The organism is Arthrobacter sp. AOP36-A1-22 (genome assembly GCF_052377615.1).
Classification (GTDB): Bacteria; Actinomycetota; Actinomycetes; order Actinomycetales; family Micrococcaceae; genus Arthrobacter_H.
In genome coordinates, this window is the sequence record NZ_JBQSWX010000030.1 from 1 (window position 1) to 22,860 (window position 22,860).

Below are 22,860 nucleotides of genomic sequence, written 5' to 3' on the forward strand. Positions count from 1 at the left end.
AGGAGTCTGCGCAGCACGTTCGCCAGGCCGTCCTCGTCGACGGTCGTGGTGACCTCGTCGGCGGCCGCCTTGACCTCGTCGGGGGCCTGGCCCATGGCCACTCCCCGTCCGGCCCACCCGAGCATCTCGATGTCGTTGCGCCCGTCCCCGACGGCCACGGTGTGCTGGACCTCGAAACCGAGTTCGCCCCGTAGCGCCTCGATGGCGCTGGCCTTGGTGATGCCTTCGGCGGCGATGTCCAGCCAGGCCGTCCACCCCACGGAGTAGGCGACCCCCTGCAGGCCGATCGTCTGGACGGCTTCGACGAAGTCCTCGGAGGAATCGTCGCTGGAGAAGACGACCAGACGCACCGCGGTGGCTTCCATCATCTGTTCGAACGTCACCGCCTTCGCCCGGACCCCGAAGCTGGCGTCCTGGAAGCGTTCGGTGGCCAGGAAGTCCCCCTGGTCGCTTTCGAGGGCGTACTTGGCGGTCGGCAGGGCGTTCCGCAGCGCCCGCAGGGCCGGCGCCGGGTCGAAGGTCCTGCGGTCGATCACTTCGTAGCCCGGGGACACGGAGGTGTCGATCCGCACGGTGAGGCCGCCGTTGCTGCAGACGGCGTAGCCGGAGGTGATGCCCAGCAGCTGGACGATGGGCAAGGTGGCCCCCAGCGAGCGTCCGGTGGAGACGATCACCTCGTGTCCTGCCGCCACGATGTCGCGGGCGGCTTCCTTCACGGTGTCGGACATGTGCCCGTAGTGGTCCACGAGGGTGCCGTCGACGTCCAGGCACACCATCTTCGGTTGGGTGGTCATTACCCGGTCTTCGATGCCGGTATTCGTAATCATGGTCATGACTCTAGCCAATCATCACCGGCGATGGTTGGATAGGGCCCCATCCGCGGTGTCGGGTGAACATCCGGTGACGATCAGGGAACCTGCGCTCGACGCACCGGTGCCCCCGCCGCGGGGCGGGGGCACCGGTGGCCGGCTGCGCTGCGGGTCAGAGGACCGGCAGGACTTCCATTCCGCCCAGGTAGGGGCGAAGTGCCGCCGGGACGGTGACCGAACCGTCGGCGTTCTGGTGGTGCTCCAGGATCGCCACGATCCACCGGGTGGTGGCCAGGGTGCCGTTCAGCGTGGCCACCGATCGGGTCTTGCCCGGCTTTCCGTCGGCATCGGTGGTGCGCTCACGGATGTTCAGGCGGCGGGCCTGGAACGTGGTGCAGTTCGAGGTGGAGGTCAGCTCACGGTAGTCCTCCTGCGTGGGGACCCAGGCCTCGCAATCGAATTTACGCGCCGCGCTCATGCCCAGATCGCCCGCCGCGGTATCGATGACCCGGTAGGGAAGTTCGACCTTGGCCAGCATCTCCTCCTCCCAGGCCAGCAGCCGCTGGTGTTCGGCGGCCGCCTCCTCGATGGGGCAGTAGATGAACATCTCCAGCTTGTTGAACTGGTGCACCCGGATGATCCCGCGCGTGTCCTTGCCCGCGGAACCGGCTTCACGCCGATAGCAGGTGGACCAGCCGGCGTAGCGGGACGGCCCGGCGGAGAGGTCCAGGATCTCGTCGGCGTGGTAGCCGGCGAGCGCGACCTCCGAGGTGCCGGTCAGGTACAGGTCGTCTCGTTCGAGCCGGTAGATCTCGTCGTCGTGCTCGACGTCGAAGCCGGTGCCCTGCATGGTTTCGGGGCGGACGAGCGTGGGGGTGATCATCGGGATGAAGCCCTGGGCGATGGCCTGGTCCAGCGCCATGTTCATCAGCGCGATCTCCAGCCGGGCCCCGACGCCCTTGAGGAAGTAGAAGCGCGAACCGGAGACCTTGGCCCCCCGTTCCATGTCGATGGCCCCCAGCAGTTCACCCAGCTCCAGGTGGTCGCGCGGGGCGAATCCCTCGGGGCCGAAATCGCGGGGGGTCCCGACGGTCTTGATGACACTGAAATCATCCTCCCCGCCGGCCGGGGCACCCTCCTGGATGAGGTTGGGTACCGACCGCTGCAGGGCCAGCAGCTCCTGGGCCGCGGCGTCGGCGGTCGCCTGTTCTGCTTTGACTCGAGCCGCCAGCTCCTTGACCTCGGCCAGCAGCGCGGTCTTCTCCTCGCCCTTCGCCGCAGCGACCTTCTTCCCGAACGCGTTCTGCTCGGCGCGTAGGTTCTCGAAACTGGTGATCGCGGTGCGGCGGGACGAATCCGCCGCAATGATCCGGTCCACCACTGATTCGTCGGCCCCGCGGAATCGCTGGGAGGCACGGAAGGCTACGGGGTTCTCTACGAGCTCTTTAACATCGATCACCACTACAGGTTACCGAATCCCCGCTATCGTATGGAGCATCATGCCCATCGAGTATCTTTCCCTCCTCCTCGTCATCGTCGCCCTGCTCATCGCCGCGGCCAGCCTGGTCGCCGTGGGCCGGCTCCGGGTCAAGGTCCGGGGCATCGCCTCCACCCCGGTGGTTTCCGAGGCCCTGGCCCTCACCGCCCGCAGCGCCCTGGTGATCAACCCGACCAAGAACAACGCCGATTCGGTCCGGTCGGCCCTCATGCTGGCCTGGGCTTCCACCGGCATGGACGAGCCCCTGGTCCTGGAGACCACTGCGGAGGACCCGGGGTACGGCATGGCCCGGCAGGCCCTGGACGCCGGATGCGATGTGGTCATCGTGGCCGGCGGCGACGGGACCGTCCGGGCGGTCGCCGAGGTGCTGGCCGGAACCGGGGCCTCCCTGGCGATCCTGCCGTTGGGCACCGGGAACCTGTTGGCCCGCAACCTCGGTTTCGATGTCGAGGACATCGGCTCCTGCGTCCACACCGCCCTGCAGGGGCGGACCCGCGGCATCGACGCCGCCCGGATGGAGCTGGAACGGGCGGACGGCACCATCGACACCCATGTCTTCCTGGTCATGGCCGGGGTCGGGACCGACGCCGAGATGATGGCCGACACCCGGGCCGACCTGAAGGCGATGGTCGGCCCGCTGGCCTATGCCGAAGCCGGAATGCGCCATCTGCCGGGCAAACGGCGTCCGGTGACGATCACCCTGGACGACGAGGAACCCATCCACCGGGAGATCCGTTCGCTGATCTTCGCCAACGTCGGCAAGCTGCAGGCGGGACTGGACTTCGTCCCGGATGCCAAGATCGACGACGGGGTCCTGGACCTGGTGGTCATGAGCCCGCGTTCGGCCATGGGCTGGGCGTGGATCGCGGCGAAGACGGCCTTGCGGCACCGCCGGGCGATCCCGGTCATCGAATATTTCCAGGCCCGGCGGATCCACATCGCCTCGCTGGAGGAAATCGGGTCGCAGCTCGACGGGGACACCACCGGGATGATCACCGCCGTGACCGTGACAAACCTGCCGATGGCCTTGAAGGTCAGGGTCCCGACCGTCTGATCCCGGCGGATCGGACCTATTGCGGGGGGGCCAGCAGTTTCCCCACCCAGGCATGCGCCTGCGTGAAGGCCTCATCGGTGTTGTGCCGGGCCGGGGTCGGTGCGGGTCCGCTGACACCGTTGGCGTTGGCGTAGGAGCCGAGGAAGCGGATCTGCGGGCTGATCCGGTGCAGGCCCGCCAAGGCGTCCGCCACCCGGGCCTCGGAAAGGTGGCCTTCGACGTCGATGGAGAAGAAGTAGGACCCCAGCCCCTCCCCCGTGGGACGGGATTCGATGCGGCTCAAGTTGACCCCGCGGGCGGCGAATTGGCCGAGGATCTCCATCAGGGCCCCCGGATGGTCCTCGGGCAGCGGGATGACCACCGTCGTCTTGTCGTTGCCGCTGGGCTCCGGGACCGGCCCGGGCCGGGTGACCAGCACGAACCGGGTGACGGCGCCGGTGTTGTCCTCGACGCCGCGGTGCATCAATTTCAGGTCGTTCTGTTCCAGCACCAGCGGCGAGCAGATCGCCGCGTCGTACCGGCAGTCCGGATCAAGCAGCCCCAACGCCCCGGCCGCCGTGGAGGAGGCCGGCACGAATTCGGCGTCGGGCAGATGCTCCTGGACCCAGCCACGGCATTGGGCGATGGCGTGCCCATGCGTGGACACGGTGTGGATCTGATCCAGCGAGGTGATGCCTTCCCGGGCGACCAGATCGAAGCTGATGGGCACCAGGACCTCGCGCACGATCTGCAGGGCGCCCCCGCCGGCGATGGCATCCAGGGTCGCCGAGACGCCTCCTTCGACGGAGTTCTCGATGGGCACCATGGCAGCATCTGAGGCCCCGTCCCTGACGCGTTGCAGGGCCAGGTTCACACTCGTGGAGGAGACCCGCCGCCCGTCCCGGACCCCGGGGACCTGCAGGAGCGCCTGCTCGGTGAAGGTCCCCGCAGGGCCCAGGTAGGTGTAGTTCATCGGACGGTGGGATCCTGGCCGTTCTCGCTCTTCATCGGCAGACCCGCCTCGAGCCAGGCACCACTGCCGCCGGCGATGTTCAGGGCCGAATACCCCTGCCCGACGAGCCACCCGGCAATCTGGGCCGAACGCCCCCCGGTGCGGCAGATGACATAGGTGTCCTCGTCCGGATCCAGTTCCTCCAGGCGCTGCGGGATCTCACCCATGGGGATGTGCACGGCCCCCGCCGCGTGGCCCTCCGCCCATTCGTAGTCTTCACGGACGTCCAGGACCTTGGCCCCGGCCGGAACGCCGGCGACTTCCACGGTTTCGAACTCGCTCATCGTTAATCCTTTCAACGGTTTCCTGCGTCGATCCCCAGCCTATAGTGGGGAGGGACCGCCACCCCGAATCATGAAGGGCTGATATGGATCCGAATGCCGGAATGACGGCACTTGACGGCGTGGGATGGACGGTGACGGTCCTGCTCGGTGCCCTCTTCCTGATCCTCCAGGCGTGGATCGTCGCGGGGGTCTCCCGCAGGGTCCTGGGGGTCCCCGTGGGCTGGCCCCGCTCCATTGCGGTGGGCCTGCTCATGTCCGTGGGCCTCAGTTTCGTGGTGCGCTACCTTTTCCGGGCGGCCTACGTCCCCGACGACACCCAGTTGCAGGTCTCTCCCGTGGTCGCCCTGATGTTCGCCGCGCTGGCCCTGATCTGGATCTTCGCCCTGGGCGTCGCCCTGCTGATGGTCCTGGAAATCACCTTTCCCACCGGGACCCTGCCCTCCCCCATCCGCTTGTTCACCGGGTGGAGGACCCGCAGGTCGCAGAGCGCCCGCTATGTCCAGGTGATGCGGATCGCCGTGCGGCATGGCTTGCTCGCCCAGGCCCGCGGCCTGAACCGCCGTCACGCCGATGCCCGGCAGGAACAGACCGCACGCTCGCTGCGCGAGGCGTTGAATGAGGCCGGGGTGACGTTCGTCAAGCTCGGGCAAATGCTCTCCACCCGGCGCGACCTGCTCTCCGAGCCCTATATCCGAGAACTGTCCCATCTGCAGACCCAAGCCACCCCCGAGCCCTGGCCGGTGGTGGAAGCCGCGATGGCCCGGAGCCTGGGCCGTTCACCCGAGGAGGCTTTCGCCACGATCGAGCACGAACCCCTGGCCTCCGCGTCCGTCGCGCAGGTCCACCGGGCGACCCTGCACGACGGGACCGCGGTGGTCATCAAGGTCCAGCGCCCTTCCGCACTCGTGCAGGTCGAACGCGACCGCGCCATCGTGGTGCAGATCGCCGACTGGCTGGGCCGCTCGGCCCCGTGGGCCCGCCGCTTGGGCGTGGCCTCCCTGGCCCGGGGCTTCTCCGAATCGTTGAGCGAGGAATTGAACTACCGCATCGAGGCGGAGAACATGTTGGCCATCGAGACCTCCTTGCGGGGCTTCCGGATCACCGTCCCCCGGGTGCACACCGAATTCAGCGGCCCCCGGCTGCTGGTGATGGATGAGCTCGACGGACACCCGGTGGGCTCGGCCGAGGCGACCTTGGCCACGATGGAACCCGGACGGCGCCGGGCCCTGGCCGAGGAGCTGCTCAACGCCACCCTGCATCAGATCTCCGGCGACGGTGTCTTCCACGCCGACCTGCACCCGGGAAACATCTTCATCACCGGCGACGGCGGACTCGCCCTGCTGGACTTCGGGGCAGTGGGGCGGTTGGACCCGGCCAGCCAACAGTCCTTGAACCTGCTGCTGTTCGCCATCGACAAGAACGACAACCAGTTGGCCACCGATGCCCTGCTGGGGCTGCTGGACCGGCCCGAGGATTTCGACGAACGCGGTTTCGAACGCGCACTGGGCCAGCTGCTGGTGCGGTACCGCCACGGGTTCGGCGGCCAGGGCGGCTCGGAGATGTTCACCGCGTTGTTCTCGCTGATCGTCCGCAACGGCTTCTCCGTGCCCACCCAGGTCGCGGCGGCACTGCGGGCGTTGGGGGCCTTGGAGGGGACCCTGATGCTGATCGAACCCGGTCTGAACGTGGTCGCCGCCGCGCGGGAAGCCGGCCGGAAGATCATCGGCTCCCATTTCAGTCCCGGATCCTTGCGCGATCAGCTCGAGATCCAGGCCATGTCCTTGCTGCCGACGCTGCGCGAGTGGCCCCGGCGGCTCAATAAGATCACCGAGGACGTCGAAGAGGGGCGTTTGTCGGTGAACGTGCGCGTGCTCGCCCACCCGGCCGACCGCGGGTTCCTGAACCGGCTGGTCCAACAGGTGGTCGTGGCCCTGCTGGCCGGCGCCGCGACCCTGGCGGCGATCGTCCTGATCACCACCGAATCCGGGCCCTTCCTGACCGAAAGCATCAGGATGCACGCGTTCTTCGGCTACATCCTGCTGTTCATGGGCTTCATCCTGGCCCTGCGCTCGGTGGTGCTGGTCTTCCAGCGCGACCGAGACGACGAATACGACTCCCGGAAGGCGAACCGATGACCCACCCCGATGCTCCAGGCACCGAACTGCACGATCTCACCGCCGTCGAACTGGGCCGTCTGCTCACCAGCGGGGAACTCTCGGCCCGGCAGGCGGCCGAACACTTCCTGTCCCGGATCGAGGAGGCCAATCCCCGGCTGGGCAGTTTCATCACCATCACCGCCGAGCAGGCGCTGGACGCCGCCGATGCCGCCGATGCCGAGGGCGTGCGGGCCCGCGGCGAAGGCCGGGCCCTCCCGCCTTTGCACGGGATGCCGGTGGCCTATAAGGACCTCTGGGACGTGGAGGGCACCCCCACGACCTTCGGCAGCGCGGCGGTGCCCTCATCCCCCGCGACCCAGGACAGTCCGCTGGTCGCCCGGCTGCGCACCGACGGGGCACTGTCCCTGGGCAAGACGCAAATCCCCGAATTCGGCTTGAATTGCTATTCGGAGAACCTCATCGCCGCCCCGGCCCGCAACCCGCTGGATCCGACCCGCTCCGCCGGCGGGTCCTCGGGGGGCAGTGCCGCCGCCGTCGCCGCGCGGCTGCTGCCATTCGCCCCGGGGAACGACGGCGGGGGTTCGGTCCGCATCCCGGCATCGGCCTGCGGGCTCATCGGACTGAAACCGGGGCTGGGCACCATCGCCTCCGATCTGGCCAACGGCCGGGTCGACCGGTTCGGGGCACCACGGTTCGTGGTGTCCGGCCCGCTGGCCCGCAGCGCCGAGGACGCCGGACTACTCATGGATTCGCTGACCGGGTCCACCGGCTACCGCGAGGCCGCCCGGCGCGCCGAACCGGCCCACGGGCGGGCCCTGCGGATCGGGGTGAGCCGCTCCTCGCCCTTCGACCGCCGCTACGAGGTCGCACTGGATCCCGAAGCCGAGACGGCCTTCCAGGCGGGGATCTCGAAGCTCGAGGCCGCCGGGCACCGGGTCGAGGAGGCGGACATCCGCTACGACAACCGCTTCCCCGAGGCCTTCCAAGCCATCTGGACCGCCGGACTGGCCGAATCAGACCTCCCCGAGGCCGCGGCCCCGGTACTGACCGAACTCACCCGCACCTTCCGCGCCCGGGCGATCGGACGCAGTGATGCGGATAAATACGCCGCAGCGGCCATCCTGGTCCGGATCGCCGAGGACTGCCGGGCCCAATGGGGGCACTACGACGCCGTCCTGACCCCGGCCATGGCCCTGACCCCGCGGCCGATCGGATGGTTCACCACCCACGACGCCGACCTCGATTACGAGCTGCAGTGCCGCTACACCCCCTACACGTCGATCGTGAACGTCGCCGGGGTCCCGGCCCTGACGGTCCCCACCTCCCGGACGGCCTCGGGACTCTCGATGGGCGTCCAGCTGATCGGCGCGCACGGGTCGGAGGCCGACCTGCTGGCCCTCGGGGCCCGGATCATGACCACGTGATCAAACCGTGACCTGGTTCACATAACTAGGCGTTTCAGCCCACACAGGCGCAAAATATTGAAAATGACCACTCAATCTCCGCAGGAAACGGCCGAAAAGACCTTCTTCGGCCACCCACGGATGCTGTTCAACCTCTTCAGCGTCGAAATGTGGGAACGCTTCTCGTTCTACGGGATGCAAGGCATCCTGGCCTACTACATGTATTTCGAGGTCTCCAAGGGCGGCTTGGGACTGGATCAGGGGCTGTCCCTGAGCCTGGTCGGCGCCTACGGCGGCACCGTCTACCTCAGCACCATCTTCGGGGCCTGGATCGCCGACCGACTCCTGGGCTCCGAGAAGGTGCTGTTCTACACCGGCATCATGATCATGCTCGGGCACATCGCCCTGGCGGCCCTGCCCGGCGTCGTCGGGTTGACCATCGGCCTGCTGCTGGTGGCCCTGGGTTCGGGTGGGTTGAAGGCCACCGCCAGTTCGCTGGTCGGTTCGCTGTACACGGAGAAGGACCCCCGCCGCGATGCCGGCTTCTCGATCTTCTACATGGGTGTGAACATCGGCGCCCTGGTCGGGCCACTGCTCACCGGGTTGCTGCAGACCCGCCTGGGCTTCCACTACGGCTTCGGTCTCGCCGCCATCGGCATGGCACTGGGCCTGGCCATCTACGCCTTCGGCCGCAAGAACCTGCCCGAGGAAACCCACCATGTGACCGACCCGCTGCCGCCCAAGCAGCGCCTGCGCTACGGGATCGGCGCCGTCATCGGACTGGCGGTCATCATCGTCCTGCTGACCACCGGCCTGGTGCATGCGGACAACCTGGCCACCATGATCGCCATCATCGTCGTGGCAGCGAGCATCATCTACTTCGTGGTGATCCTGTCCTCGAAGAACGTCAATGAGATCGAACGGCGCCGGGTGACCGCGTTCATCCCGCTCTACATCGCCTCGGCGGCCTTCTGGGCCCTGTTCCAGCAGCAGTTCACCTTCATTGCCGTCTATTCCGAGGAACGGCTTGACCGCAACCTCTTCGGTTGGACCATGCCTCCGAGCTGGACGCAGTCGATCAACCCGGTCTTCATCATCGTCTTCGCCGCGGTCTTCGCCGGAATCTGGACGAAGATGGGTGACAAGCAACCCTCGACGGCGTTGAAGTTCAGTGGCGCGCTGATCATCATGGGCATAGCGTTCCTGGTCTTCATCCCCCTGAACTCGTTGGAGAAGACCCCCCTGCTCGCCCTGGCCGGGATCCTCTTCCTGTTCACCATGGCCGAACTGCTGCTCAGCCCCATCGGACTGTCGGTGGCCACCAAGCTGGCACCGGTCGTGTTCACCACCCAGATGGTGGCCCTGTTCTACCTCTCGGTCTCCCTGGGCACCACCCTGGCGGGCATCCTGGCCGGCTTCTACACCAAGGGCAACGAGATTCCGTACTTCCTGACCCTCGGAGTCACCGCCATCGTGCTGGGCGTGGCCCTGATGCTCGCGGTCAAGCCGATCAAGAAGCTGATGTCCGGCGTGAAGTAGCCGACGCACACCCCTGCCGGCGGCCCCACCGCCTTGGCCCCGAGCCCCGGCCCCGGATTCATTTCCGCGGGCCGGGGCTTTTCCGTGGTTCATCTGGTTAGCTGTATCCATGGCCGAAACCCGAGCGGGAACCACCGCGCTGCCCCAGGACCTGATCGACGTCGATGCCGTGCGGTCGGCCTACTTCGACCGGATTCCCGATCCGCAAGATCCCGCCCAGCGGGTGGCCTTCGGCACCTCCGGCCACCGCGGCCGGTCGTTGGAGGGTTCCTTCAACGAACGCCACATCCTGGCCATCACCCAGGCCATCGTCGAGTACCGCGCCTCCCAGGGCATCTCCGGTCCGTTGTTCCTGGGCAAGGACACCCATGCCCTCTCGGATCCCGCCCAGGACACCGCAGTGGAGGTCCTGGTCGCCAATGACGTGGACGTCCGGGTCGACGCACGGGGCCGGTGGACGCCCACCCCGGCGCTGAGCCATGCGATCCTCACCCACAACCGGCTCTTGTCCGGCGGGACCGGACGCGCCGACGGGATCGTCATCACCCCCTCGCATAACCCGCCCACCGACGGCGGGTTCAAATACAACCCACCGCACGGCGGACCCGCCGATTCGGAGGCCACCTCCTGGATCGCCGGACGCGCCAACGAGCTGTTGGCTTCGAACCTGTCGGGGGTCAAGCGGATCCCGCTGGCCAGGACCCGCGGGGCGGCGAACCTGGGGGCCCACGACTTCATGGCCGCCTACGTGGACGCGCTACCTTCCGTGCTGGACCTGGAAGCCATCCGCGGCGCCGGCGTACGCATCGGCGCCGATCCGATGGGCGGGGCCTCGGTCGACTACTGGGGGGCCATCGCCGAACGCCACCGGCTGGACCTGACGGTGATCAACCCAGCAGTCGATCCTCGCTGGGCCTTCATGACCCTGGACTGGGATGAGAAGATCCGCATGGACTGCTCCTCCCCCTTCGCCATGGCCGGGCTCATCTCGGCGGTACGCGACGGCGGCGCCGACTTCGACATCGCCACCGGCAACGACGCCGACGCCGACCGCCACGGCATCGTGACCCCCGATGCGGGTCTGATGAACCCGAACCATTTCCTCGCGGTGGCCATCGACTACCTGTACCGGAACCGCCCGCAGTGGCCGGCCGGGGCCGGAGTCGGCAAGACCCTGGTCAGCTCCTCGATGATCGACCGGGTGGCCGCCTCCCTCGGCCGCGAACTGGTCGAGGTGCCGGTGGGCTTCAAATGGTTCGTTCCGGGCCTGCTGGACGGAACCGGGGTCTTCGGCGGCGAGGAATCCGCCGGAGCGAGCTTCGTGCGCTTCGACGGGTCGCCGTGGACCACCGACAAGGACGGGATCCTGCTGGGGTTGCTCGCCTCCGAGATCCAGGCCGTGACCGGCTCCTCGCCCAGCACGCACTACCGGCGGCTGACTGAGGCCTTCGGTGCGCCGTCGTATGCACGCATCGACGCACCGGCCACCCGCGAACAGAAGACGGCCCTGGGCCGCCTGTCCGCCGCCGATGTCACCGCCGACACCCTCGCCGGGGAACCGATCACCGCCCGGCTGACCGAGGCTCCGGGAAACGATGCGGCCATCGGCGGGCTGAAGGTCACCACCGAGAACGCCTGGTTCGCCGCCCGCCCCTCGGGCACCGAGGATGTCTACAAGATCTATGCCGAGTCCTTCACCGGAGATGATCACCTGCATCAGGTCCAACGGGAGGCGAAGGCCCTGGTCGACGCGATCATCGGTTCGGCCTCTTGACCGTCGAAATGATGAAAACCACTCGTTTGCGGAGATTTTGACAACCCCTTCCGTTACAATGCCATAACTTCGCTCCATCCCTTGTCCCACAAGGGATGCACTTGACCAACGGGTCGGTGTAAGCCCGGTCAAAGGCTGGTTTTCGGCTGCAGGCGAACATCCTCTTGTTAGCGTTAAGGCTGAAAGCCAATTACTCGCCCTTTCATCTCGACCCGTGGGACACCGCCGTTGAAGGCACCCGCGGGATTAGCTGTCGGGGCGGGTCGCCGAAAAATCGGTCTGCCTCCACCCGGACCCAGGCCGTGGACGGGAAAACGTGAACACTACTGACACAGGGCAACCTGCGCTACGCGTCTCGAATGCGTACAAGGTCTTCGGCCGTCGGGGCAACGAGGCCGTCAAACTCCTGAAGAACGGAAAAACCCGCCAGGAGGTCGCTTCCTTGGGAACGGCCGCCGTCATCGACGCGAGCTTCGACGTCAAGCCCGGCGAGATCTTCGTCGTCATGGGCCTGTCGGGCTCGGGCAAGTCGACGCTGATCCGCATGCTCAACGGGCTCTGGCCCATGACCAGCGGCTCGGTGGTCGTCGGTGACACCGATATCGCCAAGGTCTCGGCCAAGAAGTTGCGCCAGGTCCGCCAGAAGCACATCTCCATGGTCTTCCAGCACTTCGCCCTGCTGCCCCACCGCACCGTGATGCAGAACGCAGCCTACGCGCTGGAGATCCAGGGCATCTCGAAGCAGGAGCGCACCACCCGGGCCCAGAAGATCCTGGACGTCGTGGGACTCAAGGGGTGGGGCGATAAATACCCCAGCGAACTCTCCGGCGGCATGCAGCAGCGTGTGGGCCTGGCCCGCGCCCTGGCCTCCGAAACCGACATCCTGCTGATGGACGAGGCCTTCTCGGCACTCGACCCGCTGATCCGTCGCGATATGCAGGAGCAGTTGGCCTCACTGCAGGCCGAACTCGGCAAGACGATCGTCTTCATCACCCACGACCTGAACGAGGCCATGTTCCTCGGGGACCGGATCGCGGTCATGCGCGACGGGGAGATCGTCCAGATCGGCACCCCCGACGACATCCTCACCCGCCCGGCGAACGACTACGTCTCAGCCTTCGTGCGCGACGTCGACAGGACCCGGGTGCTCACCGCCGGAACGGTCATGGAGACCCCGCGTTCCGTCGTCAACCTCTCCGGTGGTGCCCGCAATGCGTTGCGGACCATGCGCGAACTGCAGACCTCGGCCGCCTTCGTGCTGGACCGGCAGCGCAAGCTGCTCGGAGCCGTCCGCGACCGCGAGGTGATGGGCCTGCTCGAACGCGGAGGTACCGACCTGGAAGAAATCATCACCGTCGGCAATGACCCGGTCACCGCCGAGACGGCGCTGAACGACCTGTTCGGCCGCTCCGTGGAGTCGCCGGTACCCCTGCCGGTCGTCGACGACGAGGGCCGGCTCATCGGCGCCATCGCCCGCGCCACCCTCCTCTCCGCGCTGGGCAACGTCCCCTCGACCACCAGCAGCGTCCCGGTGGTCGCCGCCGACCAGCCGGAAGACACCGATGCCCCCGCGGCTGCATCCGACGACGAAGGAGGTGCCCTCTAAATGACCGATCAGCTATTCCGCATTCCCGTCGGCCACTGGGGCGAAGTGGTCCTCAACTGGTTCATCGCCAACCTCGGCGGGCTCTTCAACCTCATCAAGTCCTTCTTCCAGAACTGGTACGACGGGCTGGCGTGGATCCTCACCGCTCCGCCGTTCTGGGTCGTCATCCTCGTGCTGGCCCTGCTGGCCTGGCTCCTGCGCAGTTGGAAGATGGCCATCGGTACGGTCATCGGACTGCTGTTGATCTACGGGATGAACCAGTGGGAGCACTCGATGGAGACCCTGTCGCTGGTCCTGGTGGCCAGCATCGTCGCGGTGATCATCAGTGTTCCGCTGGGCATCCTCACCGCCAAATCCAAGATCGTTTCGGCGGTCGTCAAGCCGATCCTGGACTTCCTGCAAACCATGCCTGCCTTCGTCTACCTGGTCCCGGCGATCCTGCTGTTGGGGATCGGCGTCGTCCCCGGAATCGTGGCCACGATCGTGTTCGGCATGGCGCCGGGCACCCGCTTCACCGAATTGGGGATCCGCAGCGTCGATACCGAGGTCGTCGAGGCCGGCCAGGCCTTCGGCGCCTCCCCGGGACGCATCCTGCGCCAGATCCAGATCCCGCTGGCGCTGCCGACCATCATGGCCGGCATCAACCAGGTCATCATGCTCTCCCTGTCCATGGTGGTCATCGCCGGCATGGTCGGCGCCGGTGGTCTCGGCAAGGATGTCTACGCCTCCCTGACGACCCTGAACACTCCCCTGGGTGTCGAATCAGGTCTGTCGGTGGTCATTCTGGCCATCTTCCTGGACCGCATCACCGCCTCCCTGGGCCAATCCAACGTGCCGGCGAAAAACGGCTAACGACCCTACGCCCCGCTGGCGGGGCGCGAAGAAAGGAAATGAACAATGCAAAGGAAATTCGCATCAATGATGGGGATCGCCGCCACGGCGGCCCTCGCGCTGACCGCCTGCGGCAGCGGCGACACCGGAAGCAGCGAATCCGAGGTCCCCGACTCGCCTGAGAACGGCGACCAGGCCGCGCTGAACATCGGCGTCATGGCCGGCTGGGACGAAGGCGTGGCCGTGTCCAACCTCTGGAAGCAGATCCTGGACAAGAAGGGCTACGACGTCGAACTCACCGACGCCGATGCCGGCCCGGTCTTCGCCGGTGTCGCCTCCGGTGACCTGGACCTGACCATGGACGTCTGGATGCCGCTGACGCACAAGAAGTACTTGAAGAAGTACGGCGACGACATGACCAAGCTGGGCACCTGGTACGACGATGCCAAGCTGACCATCGCGGTCAACGAAGACGCCCCGATCGATTCGCTCGAGGACCTGGCGGCCAATGCCGACAAGTTCGGCAACACGATCTATGGCATCGACCCGGGCGCCGGGCTGACCGACACCACCGAAAAGGCGGCCATCCCGGACTACGGCCTGGAGAAGATGGACTTCAAGACCTCCTCCACCCCGGCCATGCTGGCCCAGCTGAAGAAGGCCACGGACGCCGATGAGGACATCGTCGTCACCCTGTGGCGCCCGCACTGGGCCTACGACGAGTTCCCGATCAAGGATCTGAAGGATCCCAAGGGTGCCATGGGCGACGCGGAAACCATCACCTCCTACGGCAACGCCGACTTCGCCGACACCTACCCGGGACTGACCGAGTGGTTGAACGACTTCACGATCGACGATGACCACCTGTTCTCCCTGGAGAACGCCATGTTCAACGACACGGACACCGATGACTACGGACCGATCGTCGACAAGTGGATCTCCGAGAACCAGGACTACGTGGATTCGCTGACCGAGAAGTAGCCACGATCCATCGGCAGGTGCCATGGCACCGACCGTAGCGAAGGGCCCGGACCGCATTGAATGCGGTCCGGGCCCTTCGTCTGTCGGGGCACTCGGCCGGGCGGATCAGCCGATCGAACGCATGATCTTCCGCTTGGCCCAGCCGAAGGGCGGGTAGACGGCCCGCAACGTATCGAGCATCGCGGTCTTGGACAGCACCGGACGTTGCTGGCTGAAGGTATCGAACCCGAATTTGCCGTGGTAGTTCCCCGTCCCCGAGGCCCCCACCCCGCCGAAGGGCAGCGCGGGGACCGCCAGGTGCATGCTGCACACATTATGGGCGATCGCCCCGGCCCGCACCTGGTCCTCGAAGGAGGTGTGCAGGCGCGGGCGTTCGCTGAACAGGTAGGCGGCCAGCGGTGAGGGGCGGGAGTTGATGAACCGCACCGCATCATCGAAGCGGTCGACCTGGATGATCGGCAGGATCGGACCGAAAATCTCCTCCGTCATCACCGGGGCCGCCGGGTCGACGTCAGCCAGGACCGTGGGGGCGATGTACCTCGCCTCCGCGTCGCTGGTCCCCCCGGCCACCACCCGTCCCTGCCCCAGATAGGATTCCAGACGTTCGAAGTGCGAGGCGTTGATGATCCGCCCATAGTCCTTGCTGCCCGAGGGGTCCTTCCCATAGAACGCGCCGATGGCCTTGGGCAGCTGCTTTTCCAGTTCGGCCGCCGCCGTGGCCCCGACCGCCAGGACGTAGTCCGGGGCGACACAGGTCTGTCCGGCATTCATGAACTTCCCGTGGGCCAACCGCCGGGCGATGGCGGGGAAGTTCCCGTCGGCGACCACCGCCGGACTCTTCCCGCCCAGTTCCAGGGTCACCGGGGTCAGCGTTTCCGCCGCGGCCCGGGCCACGATCTTCCCGACCCGTTCGCCTCCGGTGTAGAAGATGTGGTCGAAGTCCATCTCCAGAAGTTCGCTCGTCGTCTCCGCGGCACCCTCCAGGACCGCGACAGCGCGCCGATCCAGGTACTGCGGGATGAGGGCGGCCATGACCGCCGAGGTGGCCGGAGCCAGTTCGGAGGGTTTGAGGATCACCGTGTTCCCTGCCGCCAGGGCACCGACCAGCGGGCCGAGCAGCAACAGGACCGGATAGTTCCAGGGGGCGATCACCAGGACCATGCCCAACGGACGCGCCTGGACGCGGGCCGACGCCGGTTGCAGCGACAGCGGGACCTTCACCGCCTCATCCGCCATCCAGTCGCCCAGGTGCAACAGGGCATGATCGATTTCGGCCTTCACCCGATCCAGTTCGGTCAGCCGGGATTCGGCCGCCGGTTTACCCAGATCCGTCATCAACGCGTCACATAGGGTCTGTTCTTGATCCTGGATCAGCCGTTCGAGTGCCTTGAGCTGGGCGCTGCGGAACCTGCGGGGGTGGGCCAGCCGGGAGTCGGCGGCATCACGCAGCCGGCGGGCCGCGGTGGCCGGGAGTTCGGCGTCGGGGCCCGCCGGCACGACGGGCGCGGAAACTGCTGGGGGACGGGAACGTCGGTTCATGGCCATGGGTACGACACTAACGTGGACACCGCCGGCGGGGCAGCCGGTGGGTTTGCCGCCCCCAGTGGGGGACTGTAGGCTCACGATCACTGACACGGGGTGTCCGCCACCGGCGCGGACTGAGAGCACACCCGGCAAGAACCTGATCTAGTTCGTACTAGCGGAGGGATGTCGCCCATGCACCAACATGCGCCCACCTTGGCCCATTCACCCACCGACTGCTTTGTTGAGGCGGTGCTCGCATGAGCGCGCCGGTTCCCGGAAGCGGGATCTACCTCGTCGCCAACTCCACCAGCACGGCCGGACGGCCCTTGGCCACCATCGTGGCCGAGGCCGTCGCCGCGAGGGTCGGGACCATCCAGCTGCGCTGCAAGGACCTGTCCGCCCGCGAATTCCTGGCCGAGGCGGCCGCCTGCGCCGAACACACCGCGGGCCGGGCCCTGCTGCTGCTCAACGACCGGGTGGACGTCTACCTGGCGGCCCGTGCGGCAGGGATCCGCGTGGACGGGGTCCATATCGGCCAGAAGGACCTGCCCGCCGAACTCGTCCGGTCCCTCATCGGACCCGATGCCGTGCTGGGGCTCAGCGCCAGCACCGAGGACCACTTCGCGGCAGTAGCGGAACTGCCGGCAGGCACCATCGACTATCTGGGCACCGGGGCCGTCCGGGCCACGCCCACCAAGAAGGACCACCCGACCCCGCTGGGGTTCCCCGGCCTGGCCTCGTTGATCTCCCGGGCCCCGCTGCCCTGCGTGGCGATCGGCGGGCTGGGCTCCGGCGACGCCGCGGACGCGCACACCGCCGGGGCCATCGGCATGGCCGTCGTGCGGGCCATCTGCTCCGCCGCCGAACCCCGGGACTCTGCTGCCGCCCTGGTTCAGGAATGGACCCGGGCAGCACGAACGGAGACCGCATGAGCGCCCCGAACACCCCCAACATCCTGTCCATCGCCGGGGCCGACCCCTCCGGCGGGGCCGGGATCCAGGCCGACCTGAAATCGATTGCCGCCTGCGGTGGCTACGGGATGGCGGCGATCACCGCACTGACCGCCCAGAACACCCGGGGGGTCACCGGGGTCCATACCCCTCCGGCGGAATTCCTCACCCGGCAACTTGAGACGGTCGCCGCCGATATCCGGATCGATGCGGTGAAGATCGGCATGCTGGCCTCCGCCGAGGTCATCGAAGCCACCACCGCCTGGCTGGGTACCCGCCCGGGCACCACCGTCGTGGTGGACCCGGTGCTGATCTCCACGTCCGGGGACCGCTTATTGGAGCACGACGCCGAGGAGGCCCTGCGTCGGCTGCTCCCGTGGGCCGATGTCCTGACCCCGAACACCGCGGAATTGGCGGCACTGCTCGAGGAGCCGGTCGGCACCCGATGGGACGACGTCCTGGACCAGGCAGCCCGGCTCGCGAGGCGGTATTCTGTCCTGGTCCTGGCCAAGGGCGGCCACCTCACCGGCAGCCGGTGCCCGGATGCCCTCGTGGGCCCCGACGGCGTCATGGCTGCCGTGGAGGGTGACCGCATCGACACCCCGAACACCCATGGGACCGGGTGCTCGCTCTCCGCGGCGCTGGCTACCCTGTGGGCCCGCTGCGGGGACTGGGGGGATGCCCTGCGGCTGGCCCGCGGGTGGCTTGAAGGCGCCCTGCACCGTGCCGATGAACTCGAGGTCGGCGAAGGACATGGTCCGGTGAATCATTTCGGGGCGCTCTGGGACGGTGCGGCGTTCCCGACGACGGGGGCCTTGCTGGGCACCTGGTGGAACGATCTGGCACCGCTGCGTTCGGGGATCGACGATCTGCCGTTCATCCGTGCGCTGCGGGACGGGACCCTGCCCTCGGAGGACTTCCACTTCTATCTGGCCCAGGATTCCTTGTACCTGCGGACCTACTCCCGGGTCCTCTCCCGTGCCGCCGAGTTGGCGCCGAACCGCGAAGAGCAGCAGTTCTGGGCTTCCGGGGCCGTCGGCGCCCTCGAGGAGGAGGCGAATCTACATCTGCACCGGCTCGGAGATGCCCCCGATCCGGAACCCAGCCCCACCACCTCGGCCTACCTGAACCACCTGGTGGCCTCCGGCGATTCCTATCCCAAGCTCGTGGCGGCCATCCTGCCCTGTTATTGGCTCTACCAGGACATCGGCCAGCGGCTGGCCGCCGCGGCCCACCCGGGCCACCCCTATGCCGACTGGCTCGCCGCCTACTCCTCCCCCGAGTTCGACGAAGCCACCAGCGAGGCCATCGCGCTGGTCCAGAAGGTGGCCTTGCGGGCGGGTTCCACCACCCTGGCCGGGATGCGTCGCGCCTTCGACGAATCGAGCCGGCAGGAATTGTCCTTCTTCGCCCAGACCCCCGAAGACGCCGCCCCGCGATCGGCCTCCCTCCCCATGCCGGTGGCGGCCATCGGCTGATGCCGGCGCACCCCGGCAGGGGGCCCGACCCCGCCGCCCCGGGGTCGGGGGCGGTAGGATTCCGTGGGGCCCCGCACCGGTGAGGCCCCACCAACCCGCAGGGCCCCGATGGAGGACACCCATGAGCAATTTCCCCGGCTTCGGCTGGACGGTCCACGGCGACGGCACAACGATTCGACCCGGCACCGTGGTGGCCCCCGATGAACGGCTGAACTGGTTCCAGACCACCGGCATCGGCGTCCAACACGTGATGGCCATGTTCGGATCCACCGTGCTGGTACCGGCGCTGACCGGCTTCCCGGTCACCTCCACCTTGTTCTTCTCCGGGGTCGGGACCATGCTGTTCCTGCTCATCACCGCCGGCCGGGTACCCAGCTACCTGGGCTCCTCCTTCGCGTTCATCGCCCCGGTGACCGCCGCCATGTCGGGACATGGTTTCGCCGGGGCCCTGGGCGGCGTCGTCTTCTCCGGTGCGGCCCTGTTCATCATCGGGCTGGTGGTGCAGAAATCGGGCACCGGGTGGATCCACGCCCTGATGCCTCCGGTGGTCATGGGCACGATCGTCGCGCTCATCGGACTGAATCTGGCCGGATCGACCACCGAGGCCATCGAGTCGGTCCCGCTGACCACATTCTCCACCGTCGCCGCCATCGTCTTCACCGCGGTCCTCTTCCGTGGCCTGCTGGGGCGCTTGTCGATCCTGGTGGGGATCATCGTCGGCTACCTGATCGCCCTGGCCCAGCATCAGATCGACTTCACCGCCGTCAACGAGGCCGGGTGGCTGGGCCTGCCGCCCTTCGCGTTCCCCGAATTCCACCTGGACACCCTGGCCCTGTTCCTCCCGGTCGTCTTCGTCCTTGTCGCCGAGAACATCGGCCATGTCAAGACCGTGGCGCTGATGACCCGCAGGGACCTGGACGACGTCAACGGCCGGGCCCTGATGGGCGACGGCATCGCCAGCATCGTCGCCGGCTTCGGTGGCGGTTCGGGCACGACGACCTATGCGGAGAACATCGGGGTCATGGCCTCCTCCCGCGTCTACTCCACGGCCGCCTACTGGGTGGCCGCGGCGACCGCCATGCTGCTGGCGTTCCTGCCGAAGTTCGGTGCCGCCATCTCCTCGATCCCCGCCGGGGTCAGTGGCGGGGCGGGAATCGTCCTCTACGGGATGATCGGCATCATCGGTGCCCGGCTCTGGGTGCAGAACCAGGTCAACTTCTCCAACCCGATCAACCTCATGACCGCCGGGACCGGACTGATCATCGCCATCGCCGACCCGACCATCACCGTGGGGACCATGCAGTTCGGCGGCATCGCCCTGGGCACGGTGGCCACCGTGGTGATCTACCACGGGATGCGCACCATCGCCCGGGTCCGTGGCACCGAGCCCACCGACGCCCCGGAGTACACCGGCGCGACACCGAGCAAACTCGGCTAGGATCGGCCCGTGGCGCACTGGAATGACTATTGGGGTACCGAGGACTGGCTCGAGGAGATCGAAGGCTGGGTCTCGATGGTGCTCGACGCCTACGACCTGCGCCGCACCGGCCCGCTCGAACGCGGGCCGATCCACTTATGGTCCACCCAGGTCCTCGTCCCCACCGATCACGGCACCTTGTACGTCAAGGCCATCAACCCCGGCCAACAGGCCGAAGTCGCCGTCACCCGGGCGGCCGCGGGGCTGGCCCCCGATCAGCTGGTCATGCCGCTGGCCGTGGAGCCGATGCGCGGCTGGATGATCTCCCCCGACTACGGGGAGACGATGGCCAGGATCCCCAGCACCGACCACCAGCTCTGGGAGCGGATCCTGCGCAATGTCGCCCGCCTGCAGAAGACCCTCCTCCCCCACGGTGACACGCTCTTCGATGCGGGTCTGACCCAATTCGATCCCCGGCATATGCCCGGATACATCGATGACCAGGTCATGTTCCACGCCTCCCTGCCCACCGGGCACCCCTTGCATCTTCCGGCCCGCGATGCCGAGGAACTGGACGACCAGCTCGGCCCGGTGCGTGATATGTGCGGTTTCCTGGCCGACGCCGCGGTGCCCTTGTCGCTGGACCACAACGACCTGCATCGCAACAACGTCTTCCTGCCGGCCTCCAGCGAGGAACCGTTGCGTTTCATCGACCTCGGGGACGCGTACTGGGCCCACCCGTTTTCCACGTTGGCGGTTCCCCTGGCCACGATGTCCAAGGAGCTGAAGACCACGCCCTCCGATCCACGGATCCGCCGGGCGGTGGCCGCCTACCTGCAGGAGTGGGAGGAATACGGCACCCCGGCCGAGCTCGAGCGGCTCGTCGAACCCGCCTTGCGGCTGGGGAAGCTGCAGTCCCACGGGACGTGGCTGGCGATGCTCGCCGGAGCCAGCGAGGCCGATATGGAACACTATGCGGTCCAGGCCCTACGGCCCTTGGCCGAGCTGGTCACCCCCCTGACCCTCTAGGAGCCTGGATCCGCAGGTTTCTTATCTGCGGCTTCACGCTGGGGCCAGAACCCGCGGGCCTCCAGGGCCGCGGCCAGGACATCCGCCCGGTCGGTCATGATCCCATCCACACCCAGGTCGATCAGCCGGTCCATGTCCTCCCGCTCGTTGACCACCCAGACGTGCACCTGGATGCCCTCGCGGTGGGCTTGGGCCAGGAAACGCGGGGTGACCACGCGCAGTCGCCCCTGGCGTTCGGGAACCTGCAGGGCGGCGACCCCGCGAAGCCGCGGGCGCAGCAGCGCGAACAGCCCGACCTTGCCCAACAGGACGGCCAGTGCGCTGGTCACCAACCCCGGGCTTGATGCCGCGGGGGCATCCAGCAGACGCAGCACCCGGTGGCGCCGGGCGTCCGAGAACGAAGCCACCAGCACCCGGTCGTGGGCCGCATATTTGTTGACCAGTGCGGCGAACGGGCCCACCGAGGCCTCGTCCTTGATATCAACGTTCAACCTGACGTCCGACCAGGCGGCGAGCACGTCCTCGAAACGGGGGATCCGGCGTCCCGAGACGCGCAGGGCGGCGATATCGGCATGATCGTGGTCGGCGACCGCCCCCCGGCCGTCGCTGACCCGTTCGAGCTCCTCGTCGTGGAAGACGACCACCACACCGTCCCGGGTGGTGTGCACATCCAGTTCCAGGTAACCGAAGCCGCGCTCCACCGCCGCCGCGAAGGCCTCCATGGTGTTCTCACCCCCGGTCAGTGCCTCACCACGATGGGCAAAGGCCAACGGGCCTCCCTGCCGGGCGGGGCCACCAGTAGGATGCAGGTAGGGGAACCTGCGCGCTTGACGAGTTCTCACAGTGCCGACTCTACCGTCCAAGGAGGTCCCCGGTGGGGGCAGCGAAAGTACACCATGCCTGCGCCGCCCCCGGGCCGGACCCGGAGGACAACTTCGAGCGCCTCCGCGTCTGGGCCGACACGGCCGCCCAGGCCGGTGCCTCCCTGCTGCTCACCCCGGAACTCTTCGTCACCGCCGAGGCAGGCACCGGCTCCGCGATCCTACGCGAGAGGCTGCGCGGCGTGGCGGCGACCTCGGGGGTGGGATTGGTGGCCTCCACCGTTGAGGCGACCGGGGACAGGATCTTCGTCGGGGCCCACTGGTGGGATGCCCATGGGGCCCTGGTGGCCCACACCCGCAAACGTCATCTGGCCGACTGGCAGGTGGCCCGCGGCTTCTGCGGATGGGAGGGAGCCCCACCGATTATTCCTGAAGCGGTATATTCCGTGTCGGGCGTGGACTCGCCGGTGGCCCTGCTCTTTTCCGCCGATGCCCGGGATCCATCGGTGGGCTATTACCTACGCGACCACGGGGTCCGGACCCTCCTGGTCCTGAATGAGGCCGGGACCTGCGAGGCGGCCGTCGTGCCCGCCGGCCAGTGGTCGGCGAAGAACACGGGGGTGCCGTTCCCGCAATCGGGGCCCCTGCCCGAGGCGCTGTTGCGCCCCTTGCCCAGGATCCCCGATTCCTGGTGGTCCGGCCCGGAGCCGACGCATCCCTCCGACATCGGCTCCTGAGCCGACCGCTGCGGAGC

General features: G+C 67.7%; 19 protein-coding genes and 1 riboswitch. Of the genes, 13 read left to right on the plus strand and 6 right to left on the minus strand.

The features are described from left to right. Nucleotides 1-833: HAD family hydrolase (locus ACT3S2_RS14270; RefSeq protein WP_444561834.1), on the minus strand; the 833-nt coding region annotated here is incomplete at its 3' end. Between the two features lie 148 nt (nucleotides 834-981). Then, nucleotides 982-2,268: a serine--tRNA ligase gene (gene serS / locus ACT3S2_RS14275; protein WP_444555197.1), complete on the minus strand. Its 1,287-nt coding sequence runs from the start codon at nucleotides 2,266-2,268 to the stop codon at nucleotides 982-984. 40 nt (nucleotides 2,269-2,308) lie between these two features. Here serS and ACT3S2_RS14280 point away from each other — a divergent pair, with 40 nt between their 5' ends. After that, a complete protein-coding gene (locus ACT3S2_RS14280; protein ID WP_444555198.1) occupies nucleotides 2,309-3,361 on the plus strand; it encodes a diacylglycerol/lipid kinase family protein in 1,053 nt (350 codons plus the stop codon). A gap of 16 nt (nucleotides 3,362-3,377) precedes the next feature. On the opposite strand, the gene pheA is transcribed toward ACT3S2_RS14280, so the two are convergent. Beyond that, nucleotides 3,378-4,313 carry a prephenate dehydratase gene (gene pheA, locus ACT3S2_RS14285; protein WP_444555199.1) on the minus strand — a complete coding sequence of 312 codons (936 nt, stop codon included), beginning with the start codon at nucleotides 4,311-4,313 and terminating at the stop codon, nucleotides 3,378-3,380. Beyond that, nucleotides 4,310-4,636, minus strand: a complete 327-nt coding sequence (locus ACT3S2_RS14290) for a rhodanese-like domain-containing protein (protein WP_444555200.1) — start codon at nucleotides 4,634-4,636, stop codon at nucleotides 4,310-4,312. The genes pheA and ACT3S2_RS14290 overlap by 4 nt, the downstream gene beginning before the upstream one ends. A 101-nt stretch (nucleotides 4,637-4,737) precedes the next feature. Between ACT3S2_RS14290 and ACT3S2_RS14295 the strand changes: the two genes are divergently transcribed. The 7 genes from ACT3S2_RS14295 to ACT3S2_RS14325 all read left to right on the plus strand — a co-directional run bounded on the left by ACT3S2_RS14295 (nucleotide 4,738) and on the right by ACT3S2_RS14325 (nucleotide 14,887). Next, a complete protein-coding gene (locus ACT3S2_RS14295; protein ID WP_444555201.1) occupies nucleotides 4,738-6,771 on the plus strand; it encodes an ABC1 kinase family protein in 2,034 nt (677 codons plus the stop codon). Then, nucleotides 6,768-8,177 (plus strand): amidase, encoded by a 1,410-nt coding sequence (locus ACT3S2_RS14300; protein ID WP_444555202.1) that lies wholly within the window; start codon nucleotides 6,768-6,770, stop codon nucleotides 8,175-8,177. The genes ACT3S2_RS14295 and ACT3S2_RS14300 overlap by 4 nt, the downstream gene beginning before the upstream one ends. Before the next feature lie 63 nt (nucleotides 8,178-8,240). Further along, nucleotides 8,241-9,695: a peptide MFS transporter gene (locus tag ACT3S2_RS14305; protein WP_444555203.1), complete on the plus strand. Its 1,455-nt coding sequence runs from the start codon at nucleotides 8,241-8,243 to the stop codon at nucleotides 9,693-9,695. Nucleotides 9,696-9,804: 109 nt separating this feature from the next. Next, nucleotides 9,805-11,469 carry a phosphoglucomutase (alpha-D-glucose-1,6-bisphosphate-dependent) gene (pgm, locus tag ACT3S2_RS14310; RefSeq protein ID WP_444561835.1) on the plus strand — a complete coding sequence of 555 codons (1,665 nt, stop codon included), beginning with the start codon at nucleotides 9,805-9,807 and terminating at the stop codon, nucleotides 11,467-11,469. A gap of 316 nt (nucleotides 11,470-11,785) precedes the next feature. Beyond that, a complete protein-coding gene (locus ACT3S2_RS14315) occupies nucleotides 11,786-13,075 on the plus strand; it encodes a quaternary amine ABC transporter ATP-binding protein (protein ID WP_444555205.1) in 1,290 nt (429 codons plus the stop codon). Next, nucleotides 13,076-13,927, plus strand: a complete 852-nt coding sequence (locus ACT3S2_RS14320) for an ABC transporter permease (RefSeq protein WP_444555206.1) — start codon at nucleotides 13,076-13,078, stop codon at nucleotides 13,925-13,927. A 45-nt stretch (nucleotides 13,928-13,972) separates the two neighbouring features. After that, complete coding sequence (locus tag ACT3S2_RS14325; RefSeq protein ID WP_444555207.1) at nucleotides 13,973-14,887, plus strand: glycine betaine ABC transporter substrate-binding protein; 915 nt, start codon at nucleotides 13,973-13,975, stop codon at nucleotides 14,885-14,887. A gap of 105 nt (nucleotides 14,888-14,992) precedes the next feature. Here ACT3S2_RS14325 and ACT3S2_RS14330 read toward each other — a convergent pair whose 3' ends face one another. Next, on the minus strand, nucleotides 14,993-16,432 hold the full coding sequence (locus tag ACT3S2_RS14330; protein ID WP_444555208.1) for an aldehyde dehydrogenase family protein: 1,440 nt from the start codon (nucleotides 16,430-16,432) through the stop codon (nucleotides 14,993-14,995). A gap of 79 nt (nucleotides 16,433-16,511) precedes the next feature. Then, nucleotides 16,512-16,612, plus strand: a riboswitch (TPP riboswitch). A 56-nt stretch (nucleotides 16,613-16,668) separates the two neighbouring features. Here ACT3S2_RS14330 and ACT3S2_RS14335 point away from each other — a divergent pair. The 4 genes from ACT3S2_RS14335 to ACT3S2_RS14350 all read left to right on the plus strand — a co-directional run bounded on the left by ACT3S2_RS14335 (nucleotide 16,669) and on the right by ACT3S2_RS14350 (nucleotide 21,285). After that, on the plus strand, nucleotides 16,669-17,343 hold the full coding sequence (locus tag ACT3S2_RS14335) for a thiamine phosphate synthase (protein ID WP_444561836.1): 675 nt from the start codon (nucleotides 16,669-16,671) through the stop codon (nucleotides 17,341-17,343). Next, nucleotides 17,340-18,839, plus strand: coding sequence for a bifunctional hydroxymethylpyrimidine kinase/phosphomethylpyrimidine kinase (gene thiD, locus ACT3S2_RS14340; RefSeq protein WP_444561837.1), 1,500 nt, complete (start codon nucleotides 17,340-17,342; stop codon nucleotides 18,837-18,839). Before ACT3S2_RS14335 ends, thiD begins: the two co-directional genes overlap by 4 nt. Before the next feature lie 121 nt (nucleotides 18,840-18,960). Beyond that, nucleotides 18,961-20,277, plus strand: coding sequence for a uracil-xanthine permease family protein (locus ACT3S2_RS14345; RefSeq protein ID WP_444555211.1), 1,317 nt, complete (start codon nucleotides 18,961-18,963; stop codon nucleotides 20,275-20,277). Nucleotides 20,278-20,286: 9 nt separating this feature from the next. Then, nucleotides 20,287-21,285: a phosphotransferase gene (locus ACT3S2_RS14350; RefSeq protein WP_444555212.1), complete on the plus strand. Its 999-nt coding sequence runs from the start codon at nucleotides 20,287-20,289 to the stop codon at nucleotides 21,283-21,285. Here ACT3S2_RS14350 and ACT3S2_RS14355 read toward each other — a convergent pair. Then, complete coding sequence (locus ACT3S2_RS14355; RefSeq protein ID WP_444555213.1) at nucleotides 21,282-22,127, minus strand: glycerophosphodiester phosphodiesterase; 846 nt, start codon at nucleotides 22,125-22,127, stop codon at nucleotides 21,282-21,284. The genes ACT3S2_RS14350 and ACT3S2_RS14355 overlap by 4 nt on opposite strands. 32 nt (nucleotides 22,128-22,159) lie before the next feature. Between ACT3S2_RS14355 and ACT3S2_RS14360 the strand changes: the two genes are divergently transcribed. Next, the gene (locus tag ACT3S2_RS14360) at nucleotides 22,160-22,843 is read left to right on the plus strand and encodes a nitrilase-related carbon-nitrogen hydrolase (RefSeq protein ID WP_444561838.1); all 684 of its coding nucleotides are present in this window, start codon (nucleotides 22,160-22,162) and stop codon (nucleotides 22,841-22,843) included. The last annotated feature ends 17 nt before the right edge of the window (nucleotides 22,844-22,860 follow it).

What these genes read in the sequence shown, in the direction of transcription:
- ACT3S2_RS14345 (WP_444555211.1), top strand. Translation starts at nt 18,961, where the DNA reads ATGAGCAATTTCCCCGGCTTCGGCTGGACGGTCCACGGCGACGGCACA.
- pgm (WP_444561835.1), top strand. Translation starts at nt 9,805, where the DNA reads ATGGCCGAAACCCGAGCGGGAACCACCGCGCTGCCCCAGGACCTGATC.
- ACT3S2_RS14300 (WP_444555202.1), top strand. Translation starts at nt 6,768, where the DNA reads ATGACCCACCCCGATGCTCCAGGCACCGAACTGCACGATCTCACCGCC.
- ACT3S2_RS14290 (WP_444555200.1), bottom strand. Translation starts at nt 4,636, where the DNA reads ATGAGCGAGTTCGAAACCGTGGAAGTCGCCGGCGTTCCGGCCGGGGCC.
- ACT3S2_RS14280 (WP_444555198.1), top strand. Translation starts at nt 2,309, where the DNA reads ATGCCCATCGAGTATCTTTCCCTCCTCCTCGTCATCGTCGCCCTGCTC.
- ACT3S2_RS14335 (WP_444561836.1), top strand. Translation starts at nt 16,669, where the DNA reads ATGAGCGCGCCGGTTCCCGGAAGCGGGATCTACCTCGTCGCCAACTCC.
- ACT3S2_RS14320 (WP_444555206.1), top strand. Translation starts at nt 13,076, where the DNA reads ATGACCGATCAGCTATTCCGCATTCCCGTCGGCCACTGGGGCGAAGTG.
- ACT3S2_RS14330 (WP_444555208.1), bottom strand. Translation starts at nt 16,432, where the DNA reads ATGGCCATGAACCGACGTTCCCGTCCCCCAGCAGTTTCCGCGCCCGTC.
- pheA (WP_444555199.1), bottom strand. Translation starts at nt 4,313, where the DNA reads ATGAACTACACCTACCTGGGCCCTGCGGGGACCTTCACCGAGCAGGCG.
- ACT3S2_RS14325 (WP_444555207.1), top strand. Translation starts at nt 13,973, where the DNA reads ATGCAAAGGAAATTCGCATCAATGATGGGGATCGCCGCCACGGCGGCC.
- ACT3S2_RS14305 (WP_444555203.1), top strand. Translation starts at nt 8,241, where the DNA reads ATGACCACTCAATCTCCGCAGGAAACGGCCGAAAAGACCTTCTTCGGC.
- ACT3S2_RS14295 (WP_444555201.1), top strand. Translation starts at nt 4,738, where the DNA reads ATGACGGCACTTGACGGCGTGGGATGGACGGTGACGGTCCTGCTCGGT.
- thiD (WP_444561837.1), top strand. Translation starts at nt 17,340, where the DNA reads ATGAGCGCCCCGAACACCCCCAACATCCTGTCCATCGCCGGGGCCGAC.